At 66.0% G+C, this 25,905-nt stretch carries 20 protein-coding genes; 9 read left to right on the forward strand and 11 right to left on the reverse strand.

From position 1 onward, the window contains the following. Positions 1–3: 3 nt before the first annotated feature. From VJ673_RS01715 to VJ673_RS01745, 7 genes are all read left to right on the forward strand, one after another. A complete protein-coding gene (locus tag VJ673_RS01715; protein ID WP_324124282.1) occupies positions 4–2,208 on the forward strand; it encodes a methyl-accepting chemotaxis protein in 2,205 nt (734 codons plus the stop codon). A gap of 21 nt (positions 2,209–2,229) precedes the next feature. Next, positions 2,230–2,781, forward strand: a complete 552-nt coding sequence (locus tag VJ673_RS01720; RefSeq protein WP_324124283.1) for a chemotaxis protein CheW — start codon at positions 2,230–2,232, stop codon at positions 2,779–2,781. A 28-nt stretch (positions 2,782–2,809) separates the two neighbouring features. Beyond that, on the forward strand, positions 2,810–3,640 hold the full coding sequence (locus tag VJ673_RS01725; RefSeq protein WP_324124284.1) for a CheR family methyltransferase: 831 nt from the start codon (positions 2,810–2,812) through the stop codon (positions 3,638–3,640). After that, the gene (locus VJ673_RS01730) at positions 3,637–4,188 is read left to right on the forward strand and encodes a chemotaxis protein CheD (RefSeq protein ID WP_324124285.1); all 552 of its coding nucleotides are present in this window, start codon (positions 3,637–3,639) and stop codon (positions 4,186–4,188) included. Before VJ673_RS01725 ends, VJ673_RS01730 begins: the two co-directional genes overlap by 4 nt. Continuing rightward, positions 4,173–5,246, forward strand: coding sequence for a protein-glutamate methylesterase/protein-glutamine glutaminase (locus VJ673_RS01735; RefSeq protein WP_324124286.1), 1,074 nt, complete (start codon positions 4,173–4,175; stop codon positions 5,244–5,246). Before VJ673_RS01730 ends, VJ673_RS01735 begins: the two co-directional genes overlap by 16 nt. A gap of 84 nt (positions 5,247–5,330) precedes the next feature. After that, entirely contained in the window at positions 5,331–5,633 is a 303-nt protein-coding gene (locus VJ673_RS01740; protein WP_324124287.1) for a hypothetical protein, read from the forward strand. 98 nt (positions 5,634–5,731) lie between these two features. Continuing rightward, positions 5,732–6,889 (forward strand): patatin-like phospholipase family protein, encoded by a 1,158-nt coding sequence (locus VJ673_RS01745; RefSeq protein WP_324124288.1) that lies wholly within the window; start codon positions 5,732–5,734, stop codon positions 6,887–6,889. 126 nt (positions 6,890–7,015) lie between these two features. Here VJ673_RS01745 and VJ673_RS01750 read toward each other — a convergent pair whose 3' ends face one another. The 6 genes from VJ673_RS01750 to glmU all read right to left on the reverse strand — a co-directional run bounded on the left by VJ673_RS01750 (position 7,016) and on the right by glmU (position 13,792). After that, a complete protein-coding gene (locus VJ673_RS01750; protein WP_324124289.1) occupies positions 7,016–7,459 on the reverse strand; it encodes an HIT family protein in 444 nt (147 codons plus the stop codon). A 26-nt stretch (positions 7,460–7,485) separates the two neighbouring features. Then, positions 7,486–8,088, reverse strand: coding sequence for a GNAT family N-acetyltransferase (locus VJ673_RS01755; RefSeq protein WP_324124290.1), 603 nt, complete (start codon positions 8,086–8,088; stop codon positions 7,486–7,488). Between the two features lie 85 nt (positions 8,089–8,173). Continuing rightward, a complete protein-coding gene (locus tag VJ673_RS01760; RefSeq protein ID WP_324124291.1) occupies positions 8,174–8,815 on the reverse strand; it encodes an FMN-binding negative transcriptional regulator in 642 nt (213 codons plus the stop codon). Positions 8,816–8,971: 156 nt separating this feature from the next. Further along, positions 8,972–10,495, reverse strand: a complete 1,524-nt coding sequence (gene pdxR, locus VJ673_RS01765) for a MocR-like pyridoxine biosynthesis transcription factor PdxR (RefSeq protein ID WP_324124292.1) — start codon at positions 10,493–10,495, stop codon at positions 8,972–8,974. Positions 10,496–10,591: 96 nt separating this feature from the next. Further along, a complete protein-coding gene (glmS, locus tag VJ673_RS01770) occupies positions 10,592–12,418 on the reverse strand; it encodes a glutamine--fructose-6-phosphate transaminase (isomerizing) (RefSeq protein WP_324124293.1) in 1,827 nt (608 codons plus the stop codon). A gap of 15 nt (positions 12,419–12,433) precedes the next feature. Further along, a complete protein-coding gene (gene glmU / locus VJ673_RS01775) occupies positions 12,434–13,792 on the reverse strand; it encodes a bifunctional UDP-N-acetylglucosamine diphosphorylase/glucosamine-1-phosphate N-acetyltransferase GlmU (RefSeq protein WP_324124294.1) in 1,359 nt (452 codons plus the stop codon). A gap of 192 nt (positions 13,793–13,984) precedes the next feature. On the opposite strand from glmU, the gene VJ673_RS01780 reads away from it, so the two are divergent. Then, positions 13,985–15,397, forward strand: coding sequence for a bifunctional enoyl-CoA hydratase/phosphate acetyltransferase (locus VJ673_RS01780; protein WP_324124295.1), 1,413 nt, complete (start codon positions 13,985–13,987; stop codon positions 15,395–15,397). After that, positions 15,394–16,584, forward strand: coding sequence for an acetate/propionate family kinase (locus tag VJ673_RS01785; protein WP_324124296.1), 1,191 nt, complete (start codon positions 15,394–15,396; stop codon positions 16,582–16,584). Before VJ673_RS01780 ends, VJ673_RS01785 begins: the two co-directional genes overlap by 4 nt. Before the next feature lie 67 nt (positions 16,585–16,651). Here the strand turns inward: VJ673_RS01785 and VJ673_RS01790 are convergent, their stop codons facing one another. From VJ673_RS01790 to VJ673_RS01810, 5 genes are all read right to left on the reverse strand, one after another. Then, complete coding sequence (locus tag VJ673_RS01790) at positions 16,652–18,115, reverse strand: glutamate synthase subunit beta (RefSeq protein WP_324124297.1); 1,464 nt, start codon at positions 18,113–18,115, stop codon at positions 16,652–16,654. 2 nt (positions 18,116–18,117) lie between these two features. Then, a complete protein-coding gene (locus tag VJ673_RS01795; RefSeq protein ID WP_324124298.1) occupies positions 18,118–22,791 on the reverse strand; it encodes a glutamate synthase-related protein in 4,674 nt (1,557 codons plus the stop codon). A 249-nt stretch (positions 22,792–23,040) separates the two neighbouring features. Beyond that, entirely contained in the window at positions 23,041–24,165 is a 1,125-nt protein-coding gene (locus tag VJ673_RS01800) for a deoxyguanosinetriphosphate triphosphohydrolase (RefSeq protein ID WP_324124299.1), read from the reverse strand. Positions 24,166–24,282: 117 nt separating this feature from the next. After that, positions 24,283–25,362: a 3-dehydroquinate synthase gene (gene aroB, locus VJ673_RS01805; protein ID WP_324124300.1), complete on the reverse strand. Its 1,080-nt coding sequence runs from the start codon at positions 25,360–25,362 to the stop codon at positions 24,283–24,285. Then, positions 25,334–25,879, reverse strand: coding sequence for a shikimate kinase (locus VJ673_RS01810; RefSeq protein WP_324124301.1), 546 nt, complete (start codon positions 25,877–25,879; stop codon positions 25,334–25,336). Before VJ673_RS01810 ends, aroB begins: the two co-directional genes overlap by 29 nt. Positions 25,880–25,905: the final 26 nt, after the last annotated feature.

Below are 25,905 nucleotides of genomic sequence, written 5' to 3' on the forward strand. Positions count from 1 at the left end.
TCGATGAATCCTCACGCCCATGGCCACGGCCACGGCCACGGCCAAAGCAACGAACTGCAAGACATCATGCGCATCATCGGCCTCGACCACGGCCGCATCCAGGAGCGCAAGCAGTTCCTCGACATCGACGAGCGCGACGCCGAACGCATCCTCGCCGTCGCCCCCGTCCTGCAGCAGACGATGAGCGCCACCGTCGACAAGCTCTACGCCCACCTGCTGAAGTTCGAGCACTCGCGCCAGAAGCTCGGCGACGAAACGAACATCAACCGCCTCAAGGGCATGCAGACGCGCTACTTCGGCCAGCTGCTGTCGGGCAACTACGACGAAAGCTACGTCACCGGCCGCGTCACGGTGGGCCTCACCCACGTGCGCGTCGACCTCAAGCCGCAGTGGTACCTCGGCACCTACAACTGCTTCCTGCGCGAAGTCACCGAAGTGCTGCTCGACAAGGTCGGCGGCGGCAAGGGAGGCGGCCTGGGCGACGTCTTCAGCCGGCGCGACCGCCAGCGCGAGTTCTGCGACGCGCTGCAATCGCTCACCAAAGTCATCTTCTTCGACATGGGACTCGCGATCGACGCCTACATCGGCAAGCTCACGCAGCAGATCGAAGCCGAGCAGCGCGAAACCGAGCGCCGCCGCGAAGAACTCGAAGCCAAAGTCAGGCAGCTCCTGACGGTCGTCGACGCGGCCGCGGCGGGCGACCTGACGGCCGACGTCGGCGTCAGTGGCGACGATGCAGTCGGGCGCCTCGGCACCGGCCTCCAAGGCATGATCGACAATCTGCGCCGCACGATCGCCGAAATGGACCGCATGTCGCGCGAACACGACGCGGGCGACATCGATGCAAAGATCGACGCCGACAGCTTCCGCGGCGCCTACAAGACCATGGCCGAAGGCGTGAACAACATGGTCGCCGGCCACATCGCCGTGAAGAAAAAGGCGATGGCCTGCGTGAAGGCCTTCGGCGAAGGCGACTTCGATGCGCCGCTCGAACAGTTCCCGGGCAAGAAGGCCTTCATCAACGAGACCATCGAGCAAGTGCGGGGCAACCTCAAAGCGGTCATCAAGGACGTCAACGGCCTCACCGATGCCGCGCTCGCCGGCCGTCTCGACACCCGCGCCGACGCCGCCCGCCACCAGGGCGACTTCCGCCTGATCGTCGGCGGCATCAACAGCACGCTCGACGCCATCGTCGCCCCGCTCACCGACGTCAAGCGCGTGCTCGCCGCGATGGCCAACGGCGACATGACGCAGAGCATCGACCACGACTACCGCGGCGCCTTCGACGAACTCAAGCACGCCGTCAACAGCTCAATCGCGAAGCTCGCCGACACCGTCACCGAAGTGCGCGCCGCCGCCGACAACCTAACGAGCGCCTCCGAGCAGGTCAGCGCGACCGCCCAGTCGCTCGCCCAGGGCTCCAGCGAACAGGCCGCCGGCGTCGAGGAGACGAGCGCCTCGGTCGAGCAGATGTCCGCATCGATCAACCAGAACGCCGAAAACGCCAAGGTCACCGACGGCATGGCCGCCAAGGCCGCGCGCGAAGCCGGCGAAGGCGGCGAGGCCGTGGGCCGGACCGTCGCCGCGATGAACAGCATCGCCGAGAAGATCGGCATCATCGACGACATCGCCTACCAGACCAACATGCTCGCGCTCAACGCCGCGATCGAAGCGGCCCGCGCCGGCGAGCACGGCAAGGGCTTCGCGGTCGTCGCCGCCGAAGTCCGCAAGCTCGCCGAGCGCAGCCAAGTCGCCGCCCAGGAGATCGGCGAAGTCGCCAAGAACAGCGTCTCGCTCGCCGAGAAGGCCGGCAAGCTCCTCGACGAGATCGTGCCCTCGATCCGCAAGACCTCGGACCTCGTGCAGGAGATCGCCGCCGCATCGGAGGAGCAGTCCGCCGGCGTCAGCCAGATCAACAACGCGATGACCCAGTTGAGCGAGACGACGCAGCACAGCGCGTCGGCCTCCGAAGAGCTCGCCGCGACCGCCGAGGAAATGGGCGGCCAGGCCGAACAACTGCAGCAGCTGATGGCCTTCTTCCGCACCGCCACCCCGCCCGCCACGAAGGCCAGGCCGCAGGCTGCGACTCCTGCCGCAAAGCCGTCCGGTCAGGCGCGGGGCAGCGTCGTGCGCCTGCGCGAAAGCGCCGGGTGGCGCGCCGGCCAAGCCGTCCCCGCGCTCGCCGAAGCCGATTTCGTCAAGTTCTGAGCCCGCCTCCAGGAGACCGCGATGAATGCACGCCTCAAGCTCACAGACCCGGTCGCGGACAGCGGCCAGCAACAACACCTCACCTTCATGCTGGGCGGCGAAATGTTCGCCGTCGGCATCCTCGGCGTGAAGGAAATCATCGAATACGGCAGCCTCACCACCGTGCCGATGATGCCCGACTGCATCAAGGGCGTGATCAACCTGCGCGGCGCCGTCGTCCCGGTGATCGACCTCGCGCGCCGCTTCGCCGGCCCGGCGACACAGATCAACCGCCGCAGCTGCATCGTCATCATCGAGACCGCCGCCGACACCCATGACGGCAGCAACCGCCAGGACGTCGGGATCATCGTCGATGCCGTCAGCGCGGTGCTCGAAATCCCGCCCGACCAGATCGAGCCGCCGCCCGCCTTCGGCGCCCACATCCGCGCCGACTTCATCGCCGGCATGGGGAAGCTCGACGGCCGCTTCGTGATCATCCTCAACGTCGACCGCGTCCTGTCGATGGACGAGCTCGCCACGCTCGCCCCCTCCGGCGGCAACGACGCCTGGGACACGCGCGCCGTCGCGGCCTGACGATGTCGCCCACGATCACGCAGACCTCATGAACGCCGCCCTCCTCGAACCCCCCGCTGCCCGCGGCCTCAGCGACGCCGAATTCACGCAGTTCCAGAAGCTGCTGCACCGGCTCGCGGGCATCCATCTCGCGCCGGAGAAGAAGGCGCTCGTGTGCGGCCGCCTCAACAAACGCCTCAGGCACTACGGCCTCGCGAGCTACGGCGAATACCTGCGCCTGCTCGCCAGCGGCCGCGAAGCGCAGGAAGTGCAGACGGCCGTCGACCTGCTGACGACCAACGAAACCTACTTCTTCCGCGAACCCAAGCACTTTGCGCTGCTGCGCGACCGCATCCTGCCCGCGCGGCGCGCAGGCGCCCCCTTCCGCATCTGGAGCGCCGCCTGCTCGAGCGGCGAGGAGCCCTACAGCCTCGCGATGCTGCTCGCCGACTGCCTCGGCGACGCGCCCTGGGACATCGTCGCCTCCGACATCAGCACCCGCGTGCTCGCGCAGGCGCGCACCGGCCATTACGCAATCGAGCGCGCCGACAACATCCCCGGCCCCTACCTCAAGGCCTTCTGCCTGAAGGGCGTCGGGCCACAGGACGGCAGCTTCCTCATCGAGCGCAGCCTGCGGTCGCGGATCGACTTCCGCCAGGTCAACCTCAACGAGCGCCTACCCCAGCTCGGCAGCTTCGACGTGATCTTCCTGCGCAACGTGATGATCTACTTCGACGTCGCCACCAAGCGCGAGGTCGTGCAACGCCTCCTCGGCGCGCTGCGCCCCGGCGGCCACCTGATCGTCGGCCACTCCGAAAGCCTCAACGGCATCAGCGACCACGTCCAGCCGGTCGCGCCGTCCGTCTACCGCAAACCATGAAAACGCCGCCCGGCGTCGTCGAGATCTTCCTCGCCCCCGGCGAGCACTACTTCGGCGACCGCCACACCCGCATCCGCACGCTGCTCGGTTCCTGCGTCGCGATCTCGCTGTGGCATCGGCAACGCCTGATCGGCGGCATGTGCCACTACCTGCTGCCCTCGCGCCGGCGCGGCGAAACCGGGGAACTCGACGGCAAATACGCCGACGAGGCGCTGCGCCTGCTGATCGGCGAGCTCACGCGCGCCGGCACCCGCCTGCAGGACTACGAGATCAAGATGTTCGGCGGCGGCAACATGTTTCCCGACCGCCAGCCCCGCCCCGGACGCTCCACCGCGGACCACGTCGGCCGCAAGAACGTCGAGGCCGGGCGACAACTGATGCAGCAGCACGGCCTGCACACCTCGCGCGAGGATCTCGAAGGCGTCGGCCACCGCAACGTCGTCTTCGACCTGTGGACCGGCAACGTCTGGGTCAAGCACGTCGCGCTGCCCGCCGCCCCTGCCCAGTGCGATAACTGCGAAGGAAACACCCTATGCCTGAACGGATAAAAGTCTTCGTCGTCGACGATTCCGCCGTCGTGCGCCAGGTCGTCACCGGCGTACTCGCCGCGGACCCGGGCATCGAAGTCATCGGCTCAGCGATCGACCCGCTCTTCGCGCTCGACAAGATGAACCGCCAGTGGCCCGACGTCATCGTGCTCGACATCGAAATGCCGCGCATGGACGGCATCACCTTCCTCAAGAAGATCATGGCCGAACGCCCGACCCCGGTCGTGATCTGCTCCTCGCTCACCGAGAAGGGCGCGGCGACGAGCATCGAAGCGCTCGCCGCCGGCGCCATCGGCATCGTCACCAAGCCCGGCATCGGCGTGCGCCGCTTCCTGATCGAAGAGGCCGCGGCCGAACTCATCCACTCCGTGAAGGCCGCCGCCGGCGCGCGCCTCAACCGCCTGCCTCCGCGCGCGGCGAGCCTGCCGGCCCCCGCCCTGAAGCCCGCAGCCGAAGCACTCGCCCCCCGCGCCTTGGCCGCGATGCAGCAGACCACCGAACGCATCGTCGCCCTCGGCACCTCGACCGGCGGCACCCAGGCGCTCGAAGCCGTGCTCACCGCGCTGCCGCGCACCGCCCCCGGCATCGTCATCGTCCAGCACATGCCGGAACGATTCACCGCGTCCTTCGCCGCGCGTCTCGATGCGCTGTGCGAGATCGAGGTCCGTGAAGCCCGCAGCAACGACCGCGTGATCCCCGGCCGCGCGCTCATCGCCCCCGGCGGACGCCACATGCAACTCCGGCGCAGCGGCGCGCAATACGTCGTCGAAGTCAGCGACGGCCCCCTCGTCAATCGCCACCGCCCCTCCGTCGACGTCCTCTTCCGCTCGGTCGCCAAGGGTGCCGGCCGCAACGCGCTCGGCGTCATCATGACCGGCATGGGCGACGACGGCGCGCGCGGCCTCAAGGACATCCACGACGTCGGCGGCGTGACCCTCGCGCAGGACGAAGCGAGCAGCGTCGTCTACGGCATGCCGCGCGAAGCCGTCAAGCTCGGCGCCGTCAATCGCAGCGTGCCGCTCGGCGCAATCGCGGGCGAAATCGCCCGCTTCGCCTAGCGTCGCATCGCTTTCCACCGGCATCGGCGTCTATGCCTATCGTCTAATTGCGCCCCAAAAACGGCGCGCGCATACTGCCTCGTCATGCAACCGACTGTTACAACCAGCACGACAAAGATCGCCATCGTCGGCATCGCGGCCCTCGTCGCCGCGCTGACGATTGCCGGCTGGTGCCTGTTCGGCGCATCCCCCGCGGACGCCTCGTTCACGAGGATCGAGCACACGAGCCAGCGCCCGAACGCGGCCCCGCCCGCCAGCGGCTCCTACGACAGCCGCGCGCCCTCCGTCCAAGATATTTCCGCGCCGTCCCCTCAAGACGGCACACGCGAAAGCCCAGCCGAGCAGCCCGAGGATCCGAAGCGGGCGCGCCATCCGATGGAGTGGTGACGGGACCATCGTAGCGCAGCCAGCCGCATCCCCTGGAGAACCCGCAGACGACACGTCCGAGCGACCGATCGCTCGATCTTCACCAAAGGGGAAAGCAAATGGCAAAAACTGCATTGATCATCGGTGGCGGCGCACCGAACGCGACGCTCATGTCGGGCGCGCTGTGCGCCTTCGACGAGGCCGGAGTCGAATTCGATGTCGTCTCGACCGCCGGCGCCGGCGCGCTGATCGGCCTGCTCTACCTGGCCCCGGCCAGCGGCGACGCCCAGGCCGCCTTGCGCAGCACCGTCGAGATGGGCGTCTCGGACGCGATCTACGATCGCTACCCGGTCAACTACAAGGTGTTCCAGAAACCGGGCCCGGTCGCCGATCTCTATCGCAACCTCATGCAGGCCAACCCCTTCCTGCAGGCGATCCAGAAATCGGCCGGCAGCGGCGCCGCCGACAAGCTCGTCGCCGACCTCGCGCAACTGATGTTCGCGAGCCTCTGCCCGACCAACCTCGACAGCAAGAGCCTCGGCCTTTGCGCTGCCGTGCCCTTCCTCGAACACATCGTCGATTTCGCCGCGCTCGAAGCGCACCGCACGCGCTTCTACGTCAATGCCTTCAACATCGACGACCGCTACATGCAGAACTTCAGCAGCGCCCGCGGCGAGATCAACGCCGACACCATCCGCGCCGCGCTCGCCTTCCCCTTCCTCTACCCGCCCTACCGGATGAAGGACCCGAAGTCGAAAACCGGCGAAGAGAAGTTCTACTACGAAGGCGCCGCCCACGACTGCCTGAACTACAAGTCGCTGGTCGATAACGAACGCTCGGTCCGCGACATCGTCGTCTTCGACGTCCTCGGCGCCGAAAAGCTGATGCGCAAGCCGCGCGACCTCTACGACGCCTGGCTGCTGTCGATCATCGTGCCACTGGTCGAGATCGCCCGCGACGACACCAAGATCTTCCAGGATCGCCACAACCGCGCCGGCAAGTGGAACCTGCTGCCGGTGCAGTTCGACATCGCGGCCCGGGACTGGGAAACCTCGCTCGACTGGTCGCGCTCGAACCTCGCCCGCCTCTTCGACGTCGGCTACCGCTCGGCGCAGAAATTCCTCGCCGACGAAGGCGCCGCACTCCCGCGCCGCGGCACCGCCGAAGTCGCAACGCCCGCTCCGACCCCCGCGCGTCGGCGCAAGGCGACGCGGATGCGGGACGCCGACGTCGCCGCCGCGCCCGTCGCCGACACCTCCTCCGACGCCGTCGCCTGAGGCAGCAGGCCGCAGCCGCCTGCACGGCTGCGGCCCGTCACACGGGAACCCGGGGATGCTCAGCTACTAACCGGGCGATTGAATACATCCGATCGCCCTGAGCCTGTCGAAGGGCCATTGGCCGGGTTAAGTCCCCAGCTTGTCCCTCAGCCTTGCCGCATAATCCTGCAGCACCGCAACCGGCGGCTCCTTGCGCGGCCACAACAGGCCGACGCCGTCCTCGGCATACCGCGGCACCACGTGCATGTGGAAGTGGAACACCGTCTGCCCGCCTTCCGGGCCGTTCGCCTGCAGTAGCGTGAGCCCCGGCGGATCGAACTCCCGCCCGATCGCCTGCGCGATGCGCTGCGCCGTCTGCATCACCGCCGCGCATTCCTCGGTCGTCAAATCCAGCAGCGTCACCGCGTGGCGCTTCGACGCCACCAGCACGTGCCCCGGATTGACCTGCCCGATGTCCATGAACGCGATCGTCAGCGCGTCCTCATACACCTTCGCGGCGGGAATCTCGCCCGACACGATGCGGCAGAAGATGCACTGCCCCGGCGGCGAGGGATCGACAAAGTTCGGCATGCTTGCTCTCCTTTCGGTTTCCAGGCTCAGGCCTGCGCGCGCGGCCGACTCAGCTGCCAGTCCAGGTTCGCGCGCACCGCAGGCCATTCATGTGCAAGGATGCTGTAGACATGCGTATCGCGCAAACTCCCGTTCGGCGCGATCTGATGGCTACGCAACACACCGTCGAGCTTCGCCCCGAGCCGCTCGATCGCCCGCCGACTCTGGAAATTCATCGCCGAGGTGCGGAACTCGACCGCGATGCAGGACAAGGCCTCGAAAGCATGCGTCAACATCAGACGCTTGCATTCGGTATTGATCGCCGTCCGCTGCGTCCCCGCCCGATACCACGTCGAACCGATCTCCAGCCGCCGATGCTGCGCCTCGATATGCATGAAGGTCGTCATGCCCACCGCACGCCCCGTCTCCTTCGACACGACGGCGAAGGGCAGCATGCTCCCGGCCTCCTGCAAGGCCAGCCGCCGCTCGATCTCCGCCGTCATCTGCTCCGGCGGCGGAACAAAGGTGTACCAGAGCCTCCACAACTCGCCATCGACCACCGCCTCGCGCAAGTCCGGCGCATGCGCGAGCGACAACGGCGTCAGGATTGCACATTCTCCGGCCAACACGACCGGCTCGATCCAGGCCATACGTCCTCCTCGTTATTTCCCCGGCGATGAATTACAACCCTGCACCCATCGAAGGATGGCGCCGGGGCTTCGACAAACTCGGCCCTCATGCCTCGCGGACGGGCACGCTCAGCATCGCAGCCGAAATTTCCGTCTCGCCGAGCCCCTGCAGCCGCTGCGCCGCCCCGACGCGATCCCGCGCGTCCTTGTTCTGCCCGAGCTTCGACTTCCCGACGATGCGCGCGATCTCGACCTCGATGCCGACGATCGCCGCCAACATCCCGTCGATATAGTCCTTGTCGGAGTCGGCCATCTTCCACGGCTTCGCCTCGCCGGCCCTCGCCTCGTGCGTGCGCGTCAGCCGCCCGACGACGCCGCGCACGAACTTCTCGTCGTCGCAGACCCTCACCTTGCCATGCACATGCACGACCCGGTAATTCCAGGTCGGCACCTGCCGGTGGGTCTCATGCTTGCTCGGATACCAGTTCGGCGAGATGTAGGCGTCCCCCGCGCGAAAGATCACCAGCACCTCGTCGCCATCCTTCACGTCCTGCCAGACCGGATTCGCCCGCGCCACGTGCGCGAGAAGCCGCCCCGGCCCGTCCCCTTCGGCGTCGAACTCGAACGGCAGATGATTGGCATCCAGTCCGTTCGGCCCGTTGATGACGAAAGCGCCAAACGGATAGTGCTCGATGAGGCGCCGCAGCTCATCGCGTCGCGCTTCCTCGAAATGCTGAGGCAAGTACATCCCCGTTCCCCCTGATGTGTTCCACGCTCGAAGGCCGCACGGCCCTGGACGAACTAGACCACATGCCGCCCCCCGTCGTCAGGGCCGGATTGAAACTATCCGGGCAGGCCAACGGAGATCAACGACCTGCGTTCGTCCTGAGCCCTTCGGCTTGGCTCAGCCTGAACGGGACTTGGCTGACGGCTTAACAGCCGCGTCGAGCTCCCTGCGGATGGCTCCCACCGCCGCACGAATCGACTCCGGTGCGAATCCGCCGAAACCGAGCATGAAGCCTTTGAGCGGCGCAGCCTGCCGATAGAAGGGCGACAGCGGGCGCACCTCGACGCCGGCCGATCTCACGCGACGCGTGATCTCGACATCCGGCAGATCGGCCGCGAAGCGGAACACGAGATGCATCCCCTGGTCACCGGGAATCACCGCGCCGAACGCCGAAAGCTGCGCTTCGCACTCCTCCAGCAACACCTCGCGACGCTTCTGGAACACGGTGCGGATGCGCCGGATGTGGGTCTCGTAATGCCCTTCGCGCATGTACTCCGCCAACACCGCCTGCTGCGACTCCGACGAATGACGGTCCGCCAGCAAGCGCGCGCCGGCGAAAGCTTCCACCAAGGCCCGCGGAACGATCGCATAACCGAGCCGCAGCCCCGGAAACAGCATCTTGCTGAAAGTGCCGAGATAGATCACCGCCTCACCGCCCGCGTCCAGCCCCTGCAGCGACGGAAACGGCCGCCCTTCGTAGCGCAGCTCGCTGTCGTAGTCGTCCTCGATGATCCAGCGGTCGGCCTCGCGCGCCCAATCCAGCAAGGCCAGCCGGCGCGCCATCGGCATCGCCATCCCCAGCGGATACTGATGCGACGGACTGACGAAGGCGCCGCGCGCATCCGGGGCGATCGCGACGCCCGCGGCAACGTCCAGCCCCTCGCCATCGACCGGAACGGGAATCGCACGCACACCGTTGAACGCAACGCTCGCCGCGAGCAGCGAATAACACGGATCCTCGATCCACACCGGATCGCCGCGCTCGAACAGGAGCTGCGCACACAGCGCGATCCCCTGCTGCGTCCCGGCCGTGATCACGACCTGCTCCGGCTCGCACACCACGCCGCGAAACCTCCGCGCATAATCCGCGACCGCCTCCCGCAGCGGCATGAAGCCATGCGGCGGCGCATAACCCCCATGCCGCCACGGCGTCCGCGCCAGTCGCGCTGCGATCCGCGTCCACGCCTTCCCCGGCGCCAACTCGTCGGACGGACACACCACCGCCAGCGGCACCGGCTGCTGCGGAAGCAGCACGGACGCCACTGCGGCTACCTGCTGCGCCCGCTCCGTCAGCCCCCGCGCCGCCCTTGGCTCCGGCGGGCGCTGCGAACCCTCGCCCCGGCTCCGAAGCAAGAGCGCATCCTCCGGCAAGCGCCCCGCCACCCGCGTCCCCGCCCCCGGCTTCGCATCCAGATAGCCTTCGGCAATCAACTGCCCATACGCTGCATCCACCGTCGCCCGCGCCACGGCGAGGCGCGCCGCCAGCAGCCGGATCGCCGGCAACCGATCCCCCGTCCGCAACGCTCCACCGCATATGCTCGCGCGCAACTGCGCAGCGATCTGGTCCGCCAGCGTCGGTGCGCCCGCATCACGGTTCAGAACGATCTGGACTGGAACATCCAACTCCGGCGTTCGCGACATGGCAGCTTCAAGGGTAGAAACAAAAACGCCCGATGGTCGTCGGGCGTTTCTTTGATTTGGACACGTCAGGACGGCTTTCGCGCTGCAGCGCCCCGATCACTCCACCGTGACCGACTTGGCCAGGTTCCGCGGCTTATCGACGTCCGTCCCCTTCACCAGCGCCGCATGATACGACAGCAGCTGCAGCGGCACGACGTGCAGCACCGGCGAAAGCATGCCGTAATGCTCGGGCAGCTGCAGGATATGCACGCCTTCCGACTCCGGGATCTCGCTGCCGGCGTCGGCGAACACATACAACTCGCCGCCGCGCGCGCGCACTTCCTGCAGGTTCGACTTCAGCTTTTCGAGCAACTCGTCGGCGGGCGCCACCGCGATCACCGGCATTTCGCGATCGACGAGCGCCAGCGGACCGTGCTTGAGCTCGCCCGCCGCATAAGCTTCGGCGTGGATGTAGGAGATTTCCTTCAGCTTCAACGCGCCTTCCATCGCAATAGGCCAGTGCTGGCCGCGGCCAAGGAAAAGCGCGTGCTGCTTCGCCGCAAAACGCTGTGCCCAGCGCTCGATCTCGGGCTCGAGGTCGAGCACCTTCTTCACGGCGACCGGCAGGTGGCGCAGCGCCGTCAGATGCTTCGCCTCGTCGGCTTCGGACAAGCGGCCCGACTGCTTCGCCAGCGCGAGCGTCAACAACGCCAGCGCGGCGAGCTGGGTCGTAAAGGCCTTGGTCGACGCAACCCCGATCTCGGGACCTGCACGCGTGATGAAGCGCAACGCCGCCTCGCGCACGATCGCGGACTCCGGCACGTTGCAGATCGCGAGGGTGCGCGTCATGCCGCGCTCACGGGCATACTTGAGCGCCGCGAGCGTATCGGCCGTCTCGCCCGACTGCGAAATCGCGACGACGAGCGTGTCGGGGTCGGCGACCGAGTCGCGATAGCGGTATTCGCTCGCGATCTCGACCGTGCACGGCACATGCGCCACCGATTCGATCCAGTACCGCGCGACGAGGCCCGCGTGGTAACTCGTGCCGCACGCGATCACCAGCACGTTGCGCACGCCGCCGAGGACGTCCGCCGCCTGGCTGCCGAAAAGCTGCGGCGACACCGAACCGCCGCCCGCGATGATTTCGAGCGTATTCGCCAGCGCCTGCGGCTGCTCGAAAATCTCCTTCTGCATGTAGTGACGGTACTGGCCCAGCTCGACCGCGTCCGCCGACAGGCTGGAGACGTTGATCGCACGCTCGACCGCTGTCCCGTCGGGCCGCACGATCCGATAGCCGTCGACGCGCAGTTCGGCGACGTCGCCCTCTTCGAGGTAGATCACCTTGCGCGTCACCTGCAGCAGCGCCGCGGTGTCGGACGCGGCATACATGCCGTCCTCGCCGACGCCCAGCAGCAGCGGCGCGCCGTGCCGCGAAACGATCAGGCGCGACGGATCGCTCTCGCTGATCACCCCGATCGCGTACGCGCCGACGAGCTCGTTGGTCGCGAGCCGCACCGCCGTGAAGAGATCCGGTTCGGTCGCGAGCTTGCTGTGAATCAGGTGGGCGATGACCTCGGTATCGGTCTCGGACGTGAACTCGTAACCGCGCGCGATGAGCCGCTCCTTGAGCACGTTGAAGTTCTCGATGATGCCGTTATGCACCACCGCGAGCCCGCCCGAAACGTGCGGATGCGCATTGCGCTCCGAGGGCACGCCGTGCGTCGCCCAGCGCGTATGCGCAATGCCGACCTTGGCCGAAAGCTCCTTCGACGCCGCGAGCGTCGCAAGCTCCGCCACGCGCCCCGTCGAGCGCAGCCGCTGCAGCCCGCCGTTGAGCACGGCGATGCCCGCCGAGTCGTAGCCGCGGTATTCCAGTTTGCGCAGACCTTCGAGGAGAACCGAAACGACGTTGTCCTTCGCAATCGCAGTGACGATGCCACACATGATGTTCTCTCCGACTTACTTCTTCTTCACCGGCCGCTTCCAGCCGGCAATGCTGAGCTGGCGCGCCCGCGACACCGTGAGCTGCTCGGGCGGTGCGTCCTTCGTCAAGGTCGTGCCCGCACCGAGCGTCGCCCCGCGCCCCACGCGCACCGGCGCGACGAGCTGCGTGTCGGACCCGATGAAGACATCGTCCTCGATCACGGTGCGGAATTTGTTCGCACCATCGTAGTTGCAGGTGATCGTGCCGGCACCGATATTGACGCGCTGGCCCACATCCGCGTCGCCGACGTAGGCGAGGTGATTGGCCTTCGAATGGTCGGCGATCGCGCTGTTCTTGACCTCGACGAAGTTGCCCAGATGCACGTCGTCGCCCAGCGTCGTGCCGGGGCGCGTGCGCGCATAGGGGCCGATCACGCACTCGCGGCCGGTCACCGTGTCCTCGACATGCGAGAAGGGCGCGAGCCGCGTCCCGGCGCCAATGCGCGCATTGCGGATCACGCAGTTCGCGCCGATGCGCACGTCGTCCGCGAGCTCGACACGGCCCTCGAACACGCAATTGACGTCGATCTCGACGTCGCGGCCGCACACCAGCTCGCCACGCACATCGATGCGCGCCGGATCGATTACGGTCACGCCTTCCTCCATCAGCCGCTGCGCGAGGTTGCGCTGGTGGATACGCTCAAGCTCCGCGAGCTGCGGCTTGCTATTGACCCCCAGAGTCTCCCACACGGCGTCCGGCTGTACCGTGACGACTTCGACACCATCCGCCACGGCGAGCCCGATGATGTCCGTCAGGTAGTACTCGCCCTGCGCGTTATCGTTGCCGATGCGGCCCAGCCAGTCGCGCAGCCGTGCCACGGGCGCGACGAGAATTCCGGTATTGACCTCGCGCACGCGGCGCTCCTCGACGCTCGCGTCCCTCTGCTCGACGATGCGCACCACCTTGCCATCCGCGTTGCGCAGGATCCGGCCGTAGCCGGTCGGATCGGCGAGCTCCACCGTCAGCAGCGCCAGACGCCCATTCCCGGCCGCATCCTGCAGCCGGCGCAGCGTCGCCGCGCCGATCAGCGGCACGTCGCCATAGAGCACCAGCGCCGTCTCGCCGTCGCTCAGATGCGGCAACGCCTGCTGCACCGCATGGCCCGTGCCGAGCTGCGGCTCCTGCAAGGCCCACGCCACCTCTTCGTCGCCGAACCGCGCCCGCACCGCCTCCCCGGCATGTCCGTAGACGACGCAGATGCGCGAGGCCTGCAGCGCACGAGCGGTCGAGACAACATGTCCAAGCATCGGCTGGCCGGCGATCGGCTGGAGCACCTTCGGCAACACCGAACGCATGCGTTTGCCCTGCCCGGCGGCGAGAATGACGACTTCCATGAGGGTCCTGTAAGGTATGAATTCGGCGCCGATTCTAGCATGCGAGGCCGAGGCCCCTGCCCGGTGCGCCGTCTTCGACAATGAAACAACTTTCGCTTGCGGCGATGCACACAAGTTTGCGTTCCGACAACCGAAAAGCCAATAGCCGCGGCTAAAATGCGGATTTTGCAACGCAACCAGGCGAGACCCATCATGGACCATGCCGTCAATCAATTCATCGAGAACCGCGTCTTCGACGAAATCCAGGTGGGCGACCATGCCCAGCTGCTTCGTACCCTGCGGCCGGACGACATCCATCTCTTCGCCGTGATGTCGGGCGACGTCAACCCGACCCACGTGGATACCGAGTACGCGCGCTCCAGCCAGTTCCGCGAAGTCGTCGGCCACAGCATGTGGGGCAGCACGCTGATCTCGACCGTCCTCGGCACCGAATTCCCCGGCCCCGGCACCGTTTACGTGTCGCAAGGGCTCAACTTTCATCGCCCGATCACCATCGGCGACACGCTGACGATCACCGTCACCTGCCGCGAGAAGTTCGAGCACAACCACCACATCATTTTCGACTGCCTCGCGGTGAATCAGGACGGTCTGAAGGTCATCGACGGCGCCGCCGAAGTCCAGGCGCCGACCGAAAAGATCAAGCGCGCGCGCATCCATCTGCCGGAAGTGACGATCTCCGACCGCGAACTGCGCTACGGGCACCTCCTGTCGATCACCTCGGGCAAGGCGCCGATCCCGATCGCCGTCGCACACCCCTGCGATGTCGAATCGCTGCGCGGTCCGATTCAGGCCGCCGAAGCCGGCCTCGTCGTGCCGGTGCTCGTCGGCCCCGAGGCCAAGATCCGCGCCGTGGCGGAACAATACGACATCGACCTGCACGGCTTTCGCATCGTCGACGTCGCGCACAGCCATGAGGCCGCCGAAACGGCCGTCGCACTCGCCCGCGACGGTGTCGTCGAGGCGCTGATGAAAGGCTCGCTCCACACTGACGAGTTGATGAGCGCCGTCATCTCCAAGGTCGGCGGCCTGCGCACCTCGCGCCGCATCAGCCACGTGTTCATGGCTGACGTCCCGACCTACCCGCATCCGCTGCTGATCACCGACGCCGCGATCAACATCGAGCCGACCCTCGAAGACAAGGTCGACATCATTCAGAACGCGATCGACCTCGCCCACGTGCTCGGCTTGCCGGAGCCGAAAGTCGCGATCCTGTCTGCCGTCGAAACCGTCACCTCCAAGATCCGCTCGACGATCGACGCCGCCGCGCTGTGCAAGATGGCCGACCGCGGCCAGATCAAGGGCGGCCTCCTCGACGGCCCGCTCGCCTTCGACAACGCCGTCTCGCTCGTCGCGGCCAAGACCAAGGGCATCCGCTCGGCGGTCGCCGGCAACGCCGACATCCTCGTCGTGCCCGACCTCGAATCCGGCAACATGGTCGCCAAGCAGCTCGAATACCTCGCCAACGCACTGATGGCCGGCGTCGTGCTCGGCGCACGCGTGCCGATCGTGCTCACCAGCCGCGCCGACACCGCTGAAACCCGTGCCGCCTCCTGCGCCATCGCGCAGCTGATGGCCCACAAGAAGCGCGAGGCGAAGCTGGTATGAAGGCAGTCCTCGTCATCAACGCGGGCTCGAGCAGTCTGAAGTTCGCGCTGTTTCCGACCGAACCCGAGCTGGCGACCACCGCCCCGCTGTCCGGGCAGATCGAAGGCATCGGCGCAACGCCGCATCTCAGCGCGAAGGACGCCAGCGGCGAGCGCTACGACGAGCCCGTGATCACGGCCGGCAGCCAGAGCGAGCAACACCGCGACTCGCTGAACCATCTCTTCCGTTGGCTCAGCGGCCACAACCCGAATCTCGACATCGTCGCGGCGGGCCATCGCATTGTGCATGGCGGCGAACTTCACAGTGCGCCCGTGCTGCTCAACGAATCAGTCCTGCGCGATCTCGACAGCTTCATTCCGCTCGCGCCGCTGCACCAGCCGCACAACCTGCGCGCCGTGCGCGCCGTCGCCGCACTGCTGCCCGAGATCCCCCAGGTCGGCTGCTTCGACACCGCCTTCCACCGCACCCAGCCGGCCGTCGCGCAAGCCTTTGCGCTGCCGCGCGCGATCAGCGCCGAAGGGGTGAAGCGCTATGGCTTCCACGGCCTGTCCTACGATTACGTCGCGCGCCAGTTGCCCGACGTCGTCCACGAGCGAGCACGTGGCGCGGTGCTGATCGCCCACCTCGGCAACGGTGCATCGATGTGCGCACTGCGCGACGGCAAGAGCGTCGCCTCGACGATGGGTTTCACCGCCGTCGAGGGCCTGATGATGGGCACGCGCACCGGCAGTCTCGATCCCGGCGTGCTCCTGTATCTGATGGAGCAGAAAGGGATGGACGCCAAGGCGCTGACGAACCTGCTGTACAAGCAGTCGGGCCTGCTCGGCGTCTCCGGCATCAGCCAGGACATGCGCACGCTGCTCGCCTCCGACGCCCGGGAAGCGCGCGAGGCGGTCGAGCTCTTCTGCTATCGCATCGCGCGCGAGATCGGCTCGCTGGCCGCTGCCGCAGGCGGCCTCGACGCACTAGTCTTCACCGGTGGCATCGGCGAACACGCCGCCGAGGTGCGCCAGCGCGTCGCAGAACTGTCGGCCTGGCTCGGGATCGAGATCGATGCGGAAGCCAATGCCCGCCACGCCCAGCGCATCGACACGCCGCAGAGCCGCGTCGCGGTGGCGGTCGTGCCGACCAATGAGGAAGGCATGATCGCCCGTTACACCGTGGACCTGCTCGCAAACGCCGCCTGACTCGTCAGCCGACAACAACAAAAAGGGCGACCCGCGGGTCGCCCTTTTTTGCTTCAAGCCGACCCGCTTATCGTGGAAGAACGGTCGAACCCATCAGGAACTGGTCAACCTCACGGGCGCACTGGCGACCCTCGCGGATCGCCCAAACCACCAGCGACTGGCCGCGGCGGACGTCACCCGCGGCGAAGACCTTCTCCGCGCTCGTCGCGTAGCAACCGACACCGTCGGTCGTCGCCTTCGCGTTGCCGCGCGCATCCTTCGTAACGCCGAACGCATCGAGCAGGCTGCCGAGCGGATTGGTGAAGCCCATCGCGAACAGCACCAGATCGGCCTTCACTTCGAACTCCGAGCCCGGCACTTCGACCATCTTGCCGTCCTTCCATTCGAGGCGGACGGCCTTCAGCGCCTTGACCTTCCCATTCTCGCCGATGAACTCCTTCGTCGCGACGGCAAAATCGCGCTCGCAACCTTCTTCGTGCGAGGACGAGGTGCGCAGCTTCACCGGCCAGTACGGCCAGGTCAGTGACTTGTTCTCCTGCTCGGGCGGCATCGGCAGCAGCTCGAACTGGGTCACGCCCACGGCACCGTGGCGGTTCGAGGTGCCGACACAGTCGGAACCCGTGTCGCCGCCGCCGATGACGACGACATGCTTACCTTCCGCCGAGATCGGGTTCGGGCCGTCGCCGGCGTTCGCCTTGTTCTGCGGAATCAGGAATTCCAGCGCGAAATGCACGCCTGCAAGCTCACGGCCCGGCACCGGCAGATCGCGCGGCACTTCCGAACCGGCGGCAAGAACCACCGCATCGAAGTCCTTCTTCAGCGCCTCGGCACTGATGAATTCCTTCGCGTCGTTGACGATGCCGGCCGGCACCGTCTCCGAGCCCACCAGCACGCCGGTGCGGAAGCTCACGCCTTCGGCTTCCATCTGCGCCACGCGACGGTCGATCAGCCCCTTCTCCATCTTGAAGTCGGGAATGCCGTAGCGCAGCAGGCCACCGATACGGCTGCTCTTCTCGAACACGGTGACGTCATGGCCGGCACGGGCCAGCTGCTGCGCCGTGGCGAGACCCGCAGGACCGGAACCGACCACCGCGACCTTCTTGCCGGTCTTAACCGCGGCGGGACGCGGCTGCACCCAGCCCTCTTCCCAGGCCTTATCGATGATCGCGTGTTCGATCGACTTAATACCGACCGCATCCGAATTGATGTTCAGCGTACAGGCCGCTTCACATGGCGCCGGACAGATACGGCCCGTGAACTCGGGGAAGTTGTTCGTCGAATGCAGCGTCTCAAGCGCCTGACGCCACTGGCCGCGGAACACCAGATCATTCCAGTCCGGAATGATGTTGTTGACCGGGCAGCCGTTGTTGCAAAAGGGGATGCCGCAATCCATGCAGCGCGCCCCTTGCACCGCCGCCTGCTCGTCGGTCAGGCGCAGCACGAACTCCTTGTAAGTCTTGAGACGCTCCGCGACCGGCGCATAGGCCTCCGACAGACGCTGGTACTCAAGAAATCCAGTGGGCTTGCCCATTTTTATGCGGCCTCCAGTTGCTTCTGCTTCAGCGCAGCCAGCTCGGCCAGCGCGCGGCGGTATTCATGCGGCATCACCTTGACGAACTTCGTACGCCAGGTGCTCCAGTTCTCGATGATCTCGCGGGCACGCGTGCTGCCCGTGTAGCGCAGGTGACGCTCGATCAGCCCCTTCAGGATGAGCTCGTCGCCCATCTCCAGGTGGTTGATGTCGACACGCTCCGGCCACTCCAGCTCGTCGCCGGACTCCGAGCCCTTGCGCGCTTCGATCTCGTCGGGCAGCGGCTCCAGCGCGACCTGCGCCATGTTGCAGCGCTTGTCGAAGCTGCCGTCCTCGTCGAACACGTACGCGACACCGCCCGACATGCCCGCCGCGAAGTTGCGCCCGGTTTCGCCCAGCACGACGATCGTCCCGCCCGTCATGTATTCGCAACCGTGGTCGCCCACACCTTCGACGACGGCCGTCGCACCCGAGTTACGCACCGCGAAGCGCTCGCCCGCGACGCCGGCGAAATAGGCTTCACCCTCGATCGCACCGTACAGCACGGTGTTGCCGATGATGATGTTTTCGGTCGTCTGGCCGCGGAACGCCGCTTGCGGACGCACGATCACGCGCCCACCCGACAGGCCCTTGCCGACGTAGTCATTGCCTTCGCCGACCAGTTCCATCGTCACGCCGCGCGCCAGGAAAGCCGCGAAGCTCTGGCCCGCAGTGCCGGTCAGCGCGACATGGATCGTGTCGTCGGGCAGTCCGCTGTGGCCGTACTTCGCCGCCACCGAGCCGGACAGCATCGCGCCGACTGTACGGTTGATGTTGCGCACCGGCAGGTCGATACGCACCGCCTCGCCCCGCTCGAGCGCCGGCTTCGCCAGGTCGATCAGCTGGTTGTCGAGCGCCTTCTCGAGACCGTGATCCTGCGTCGCAACGTGGTGGCGCGGCAGGTTGGCGGCCACCGCCGGACGATGGAAGATGCGGCTGTAGTCGAGGCCGCGCGCCTTCCAATGCTCGATGCCCTTCTTCATGTCGAGCAGTTCCGGACGGCCGATCAGGTCCTCGAACTTGCGGATACCCATCTGCGCCATCAGCTCGCGCACTTCGTCGGCGACGAAGAAGAAGTAGTTCACGACGTGCTCGGGCTGACCGCTGAAGCGCTTGCGCAGCTCCGGATCCTGCGTCGCGACGCCGACCGGGCAGGTGTTCAGGTGACACTTGCGCATCATGATGCAGCCTTCGACGACCAGCGGCGCGGTCGCGAAGCCGAACTCGTCGGCGCCGAGCAGCGCACCGATCACGACGTCACGGCCGGTCTTCATCTGGCCGTCGACCTGCACGCGGATACGGCCGCGCAGGTTGTTCAGCGCCAGAGTCTGCTGCGTCTCGGCGAGACCCAACTCCCACGGGCTGCCGGCGTGCTTGATCGACGACCACGGCGAAGCACCGGTGCCGCCGTCGTGGCCGGCGATCACGACGTGATCGGCCTTCGCCTTCGCGACGCCCGCGGCCACCGTGCCGACGCCGATTTCCGATACCAGCTTGACCGAGATCGAGGCGACCGGATTGGCATTCTTCAGGTCGTGGATCAGCTGCGCCAAGTCTTCGATCGAGTAGATGTCATGGTGCGGCGGCGGCGAGATCAGCCCGACGCCCGGCACCGAGTGACGCAGGAAGCCGATGTATTCGGACACCTTGTGGCCGGGCAACTGACCGCCCTCGCCGGGCTTCGCGCCCTGGGCCATCTTGATCTGGATCTGGTCGGCGTTGACCAAGTACTCGGTCGTGACGCCGAAGCGGCCCGACGCCACCTGCTTGATCGCCGAACGCAGGCTGTCGCCCGCCTTCAGTTCGAGGTCGCGCGCGATGCGGTTCTCGCCGACGATCTGCGACAGGCGCATCGCCTGCGTGATCGGCTTGAAGCGCATCGGGTCTTCGCCGCCTTCGCCGGTGTTCGACTTGCCGCCGATGCGGTTCATCGCGACGGCGAGCGTCGTATGCGCCTCGGTCGAGATCGAGCCGAGCGACATCGCACCGGTGGCGAAACGCTTCACGATCTCCTTCGCCGACTCGACTTCGTCGAGCGGGACCGGGGGACCGGCGAGCTTGATCTCGAACAGACCGCGCAGCGTCATGTGGCGCTTGGTCTGGTCATTGATCAGCTTCGCGTATTCCTTGTACGTATCGGCCTTGCCCGAACGCGTCGCATGTTGCAGCTTCGCGATCGCGTCCGGCGTCCACATGTGCTCTTCGCCGCGCACGCGGAAGGCGTATTCGCCGCCCGCATCGAGCATGTCGACCAGCACCGGGTCGTTGCTGAAGGCCTTGCGGTGCAGGCGGATGGCTTCTTCCATCACGTCGAACACGCTGAGGCCTTCGACCTGACTGGTCGTGCCGGTAAAGTACTTGTCGCACAGCGCCTGCTTCAGGCCGACGGCCTCGAAGATCTGCGCGCCCATGTAGGACATGTAGGTCGAGATACCCATCTTGGACATGACCTTCATGAGGCCCTTGCCGACCGCCTTGACGAAGTGCTTGACCGCCTTCTCACCAGCCTCGCCGCCACCCGACAGCTCGTGCAGCGTCTCCATCGCGAGGTACGGATGAACCGCCTCCGCGCCGTAACCAGCAAGCACCGCGAAGTGATGGATTTCACGTGCCGTACCCGTCTCGACGACGAGACCTGCACGCGTACGCAGGCCCTTCGACACCAGATGTTGATGCACGGCCGAGGTCGCCAGCAGCGCCGGAATCGCGACGTTGTCGGCATCGACCTTGCGGTCGGACACGATCAGGATGTTGTAGCCCTGCAGCACCGCATCTTCGGCCTCGGCGCACAGCGTAGCGAGGCGGGCCTCGACGCCTTCCTTGCCCCAGGAGACGGGGTAGCAGGCATCCAGTTCGGCCGAGCGGAAGCGGCTGTCGGCATAGCGCGCGATGTTGCGGATCTTCGCCATGTCGGCGAAGTCCAGCACCGGCTGGGTGACTTCCAGGCGGTACGGGGGGTTGATCTCGTTGATCTCGAGCAGGTTCGGACGCGGCCCGATGAAGGACACGAGCGACATCACGAGCTGTTCGCGGATCGGGTCGATCGGCGGGTTCGTGACCTGCGCGAAGAGCTGACGGAAATAGTTGTAGAGCGGCTTTTCCTTGCCCGACAGCACGGCGAGCGGCGAATCGTTGCCCATCGAGCCGGTCGCCTCCTCGCCCGCCTTGCCCATCGGCTCGAGGATGAACTTGATGTCTTCCTGCGTATAGCCGAAGACCTGCTGACGGTCGAGCAGCGACGCGGAAGGCTCGACGTAATCGGCATCGACCGGCGCCGACAGTTCGTCGAACTTGATGTTGATGCGGCGGATCCACTCACGGTAGGGCTTCGCCGTCGCGAGCGATTCCTTCAGCTCGCGATCGTCGATGATGCGCCCCTGCTCCATGTCGATCATGAACATCTTGCCCGGCTGCAGACGCCACTTCTTGACGATCTTGCTGTCGGGGATCGGGAGCACGCCGGATTCGGACGCCATCACGACGAGGTCGTCGTCGGTGACGATGTAGCGGGCGGGACGCAGGCCGTTACGGTCGAGCGTCGCGCCGATCTGGCGGCCGTCGGTGAAGGCCACGGCAGCCGGCCCGTCCCACGGCTCCATCATCGCCGCATGGTATTCGTAGAAGGCGCGGCGCTTCTCGTCCATCAGCGTGTGCGATTCCCAGGCTTCCGGAATCATCATCATCATCGCGTGGGCGAGCGAATAGCCGCTCATCACCAGCAGTTCGAGCGCGTTGTCGAAGGCAGCCGAGTCCGACTGGCCGGGGTAGATCAGCGGCCAGATCTTCTGAAGATCGTCGCCGAGCAGCGGCGACGAGACGCCCTTCTCGCGGGCGCGCATCCAGTTGTAATTGCCGCGCAGCGTGTTGATTTCGCCGTTGTGGGCGATGTAGCGGAACGGGTGCGCGAGGTTCCACTTCGGGAAGGTGTTCGTCGAGAAACGCTGGTGCACGAGGGCGAGCGCGGAGACGGCACGCGGGTCGGCGAGATCGAGGTAGTACTCGCCCACCTGCGGCGCCAGCAGCAGGCCCTTGTAGGTGATCGTGCGCGCCGACATCGACGCCATATAGAACTCGCGGCCGTGCTTCAGGTGCAGCGCGTTGATCGCGTTGGCAGCACGACGGCGGATGATGTAGAGCTTGCGCTCGAGCGCGTCGGTCACCATGATGTTCGGACCGCGGCCGATGAAGACCTGGCGGATCACCGGCTCGGTCGCGCGCACGGCGGGCGACATCGGCATCTCGCGGCTCACCGGCACGTCGCGCCAGCCCAGCACGACCTGACCTTCGGCGCGCACGGCGCGGCCGATTTCCTCTTCACAGGCCAGACGCGAAGCATGTTCCTTCGGCAGGAACACCATGCCCACGCCATACTCGCCCGCCGGCGGCAGATTGATGCCTTGCTTGACCAGCTCCTCGCGATAGAGGGCGTCGGGAATCTGCATCAGCAGGCCGGCGCCATCGCCCTGGAGTTCGTCGGCACCGACCGCGCCCCGGTGGTCGAGATTCTTCAGAATCTCAAGCCCCTGGCTGATGATGTCATGACTCTTGACGCCCTTGATGTGGGCGACAAAGCCTACCCCACAGGCGTCATGTTCATTGGACGGGTCATACAGACCCTGCTTTTGGGGGAGATCCATCTCGTTCTTCCTCGACACAACACGTTTGCCGACACACATCGGCGTTGATCGGGCGACGGGAGCGCCGCTTTGCTCAAGACGCACCAAGATTGTGCGGGCGTCAAAAAAGCCGGGCGCGCACGCGCTCCGGCTCTGTCCGGCCGTTGCGCGCGCGCAGGGCCATTGCTACCTTTTGGGCGGATCTCAGAATATACCCGTGCAAAACCGCCGATTCAAGAGTTTTTTGCGCTGCGGTAAGCCTATGATGCCTCAGTAGATTTCACCGACGGCGAAGAGGCGCCGATGCTCCCTCATCGCGTAGCGGTCGGTCATCCCCGCGATGTAGTCGGCGATCGCCCGCGGCGTGTCGGTCTTGGCCCGCAACTGATACTGCGGAGGAAGCAGGCGAGGGTCGTTCATGAAGGCGCCGAACAGGTCCTCGATGATCCGGCGCGCCTTGTCCGTCATGCGCAAGACCTGATAGTGGTAATAAAGGTTGTGGCGCAAGAAGGCCTTCAGCTCGCGCAGCCGCGGCTGCATGGCTTCCGAATACGCGACGAGTCGCGGCGCGCGATGCACGTCCGCCAGCGTCTCGATTCCGGCGGCGGCAATATTGGCGCGCGTCGTCGCTATCAGATCGAGCGCCATCTCGTTGATCATGCGTCGGTTCGTCTCGTGGATCAGCCGCCGCCCGCCCAAACCGGGCCACAGCGCATCCACCTCCTGGCGCGCGTCGCGAAATACGGCCACATCATCGAGTTGCTCGAGCGACACCAGCCCCGATCGCAGGCCGTCGTCCACGTCGTGATTGTTGTAGGCGATCTCGTCGGCGAGATTGGTCAGTTGGGCCTCAAGCGAAGGCTGCGTTCCCTCGAGGAAGCGCTTTCCAAGTTCGCCGAGTTGTGTGGCGTTCTCCCGCGAACAATGCTTCAGGATGCCTTCACGAGTCTCATAGCAGAGGTTCAGTCCATCGAACGCCGCATAGTGCTCCTCGAGCACATCGACCGTCCGGAGGGACTGCAAATTGTGCTCGAACCCACCATAGGCCTTCATGCACCCATTGAGCGCCTCCTGCCCCGCGTGCCCGAAGGGCGTGTGACCCAGGTCATGCGCAAGCGCGACGGCTTCAACGAGGTCTTCGTTCAACCCAAGGGCACGGGCGATCCCGCGCGAGATCTGCGCCACTTCGATGCTGTGCGTCAGACGGGTACGAAACAGGTCGCCCTCGTGATTGACGAAGACCTGGGTCTTGTATTCGAGGCGCCGAAAGGCGGTCGAATGAACGATTCGGTCGCGGTCGCGCTGGAACTCGGTCCTGATGCCGGGAGACGGCTCAGGATGAATCCGCCCACGTGAATTGACGTCGCTGACGGCCCTGGCAGCGGATGTGGTCATTACCTGTCCCCTATGCTCAGAACAAGATGCACTGCCTTCTCAAATGCGCCGATAACTGGCCGAGTGCATGCTGGTCCGTCGGCCAAGTCCTGCGCGAATCCGGCCTCGCTGAGATGCTCAGATGCGTGCCGTGATCGCACTGGCGATCATGGGAGCTGCCGAGCCCCCGTGGATGACTGCGCGCCCGATCTGCCTCAAGAGCACGAGCCGCAACCGCCCAGCTTCGACCTTCTTGTCATGCGCCATGAGATCGAGGTACTGCTCCACGGGCATCTTCGCGCCCACCACCGGAAGTCCCGCACGAGCAAACAGGGCCTCGATGCGCGCAACGTCGGCGGATGACAGCCAACCCAGCAAACGTGACAGTTCTGCCGCCATCATCGTCCCGGCTGCGACCGCCTCGCCGTGCAGCCAGTTCCCGTAACCCATGCCGGTCTCGATCGCATGGCCGAAGGTGTGCCCGAGATTCAACAGGGCGCGCTCGCCCTGCTCGGTCTCGTCCGCGGCCACGACCTCAGCCTTGTTCGCGCACGAGCGCTCGACCGCAAAAGCGAGTGCGTCCGCATCCCGCTGCAGCAGCTTTTCCAGATTTCCTTCCAGCCACTCGAAGAACGCCGGATCGCGAATCAGGCCATACTTGATCACTTCGGCCAGTCCTGCCCGCAACTCCCGATCCGGCAAGGTGTCGAGCGTCCGGATATCGGCGAGTACGAGCTTCGGCTGATAGAACGCACCGATCATGTTCTTGCCGAGCGGATGATTGATCGCGGTCTTGCCCCCGACCGAGGAGTCGACCTGGGACAACAAGGTCGTAGGAATCTGGATGAACGGCATCCCGCGCTGATAGGTCGCCGCGGCAAATCCTGCCATGTCCCCGACCACACCGCCCCCCAGTGCGATCAGCGTTGTCGAACGTTCGCAGCGTTCGGCGAGTAGCTTGTCGAAGATCAGATTGAGCGTCTGCCAGTCCTTGTGCGCCTCCCCGTCGGGAAGCACCGCGACCGAAGTCCGAACGTTCGCCGCATCCAGCGCCTCTTCCAAGCGCTTCAGATAAAGCGGTCCGACGACGTCGTTCGTGACGATCGCGACTCGCTTGGTCTTCAGGAACGGCAAGATCAGCGAGGTATCGGCGAGGACATCCCGGCCAATCTGGATCGGGTAGGACCGGCTACCGAGGGCGACATTCAGTGTGCGCATTTGTCTTCTTGCAATTTTCAATCGCCTTGTCGATCAGGCGAATCATCCCACCAGGATTGCCGCGCCCTCCGTCGACGATCACATGGGCAACCGCCCGGTAAAGGGGATCGCGCTCGCGGTAGAGTGTCTCGATCCGCTCACGCGGATTCGCAACCTGCAGCAGGGGACGATTTCGGTCGTTGCGCGTGCGCTCCCAAAGAATCTGGGTGGGCACGTTCAGGTACACCACGATGCCCCGCTCGGACATCACCGCGCGATTATCCGGGTTCAACACTGCACCGCCGCCAGTGGCGAGAACGAGCCCCGACTCCTGGGTCAGCTCGTCGATCAGCTGGCTTTCACGCCGACGAAACCCGGCCTCACCTTCGATTTCGAAAATGGTCGGGACCTTGACTCCCGTGCGCGCCTCGATTTCGTGGTCGCAATCGACAAAACGCAAATGATGACGCCGGGCATACTCACGGCCAACCGTGGTCTTCCCGGCACCCATCATGCCAACCAGAATCACTAACACCAAACAAGCATCCGTTACTTTTCGCTGTA

It is taken from the genome of Aromatoleum sp. (genome assembly GCF_035254505.1).
Taxonomy (GTDB): Bacteria; Pseudomonadota; Gammaproteobacteria; order Burkholderiales; family Rhodocyclaceae; genus Aromatoleum.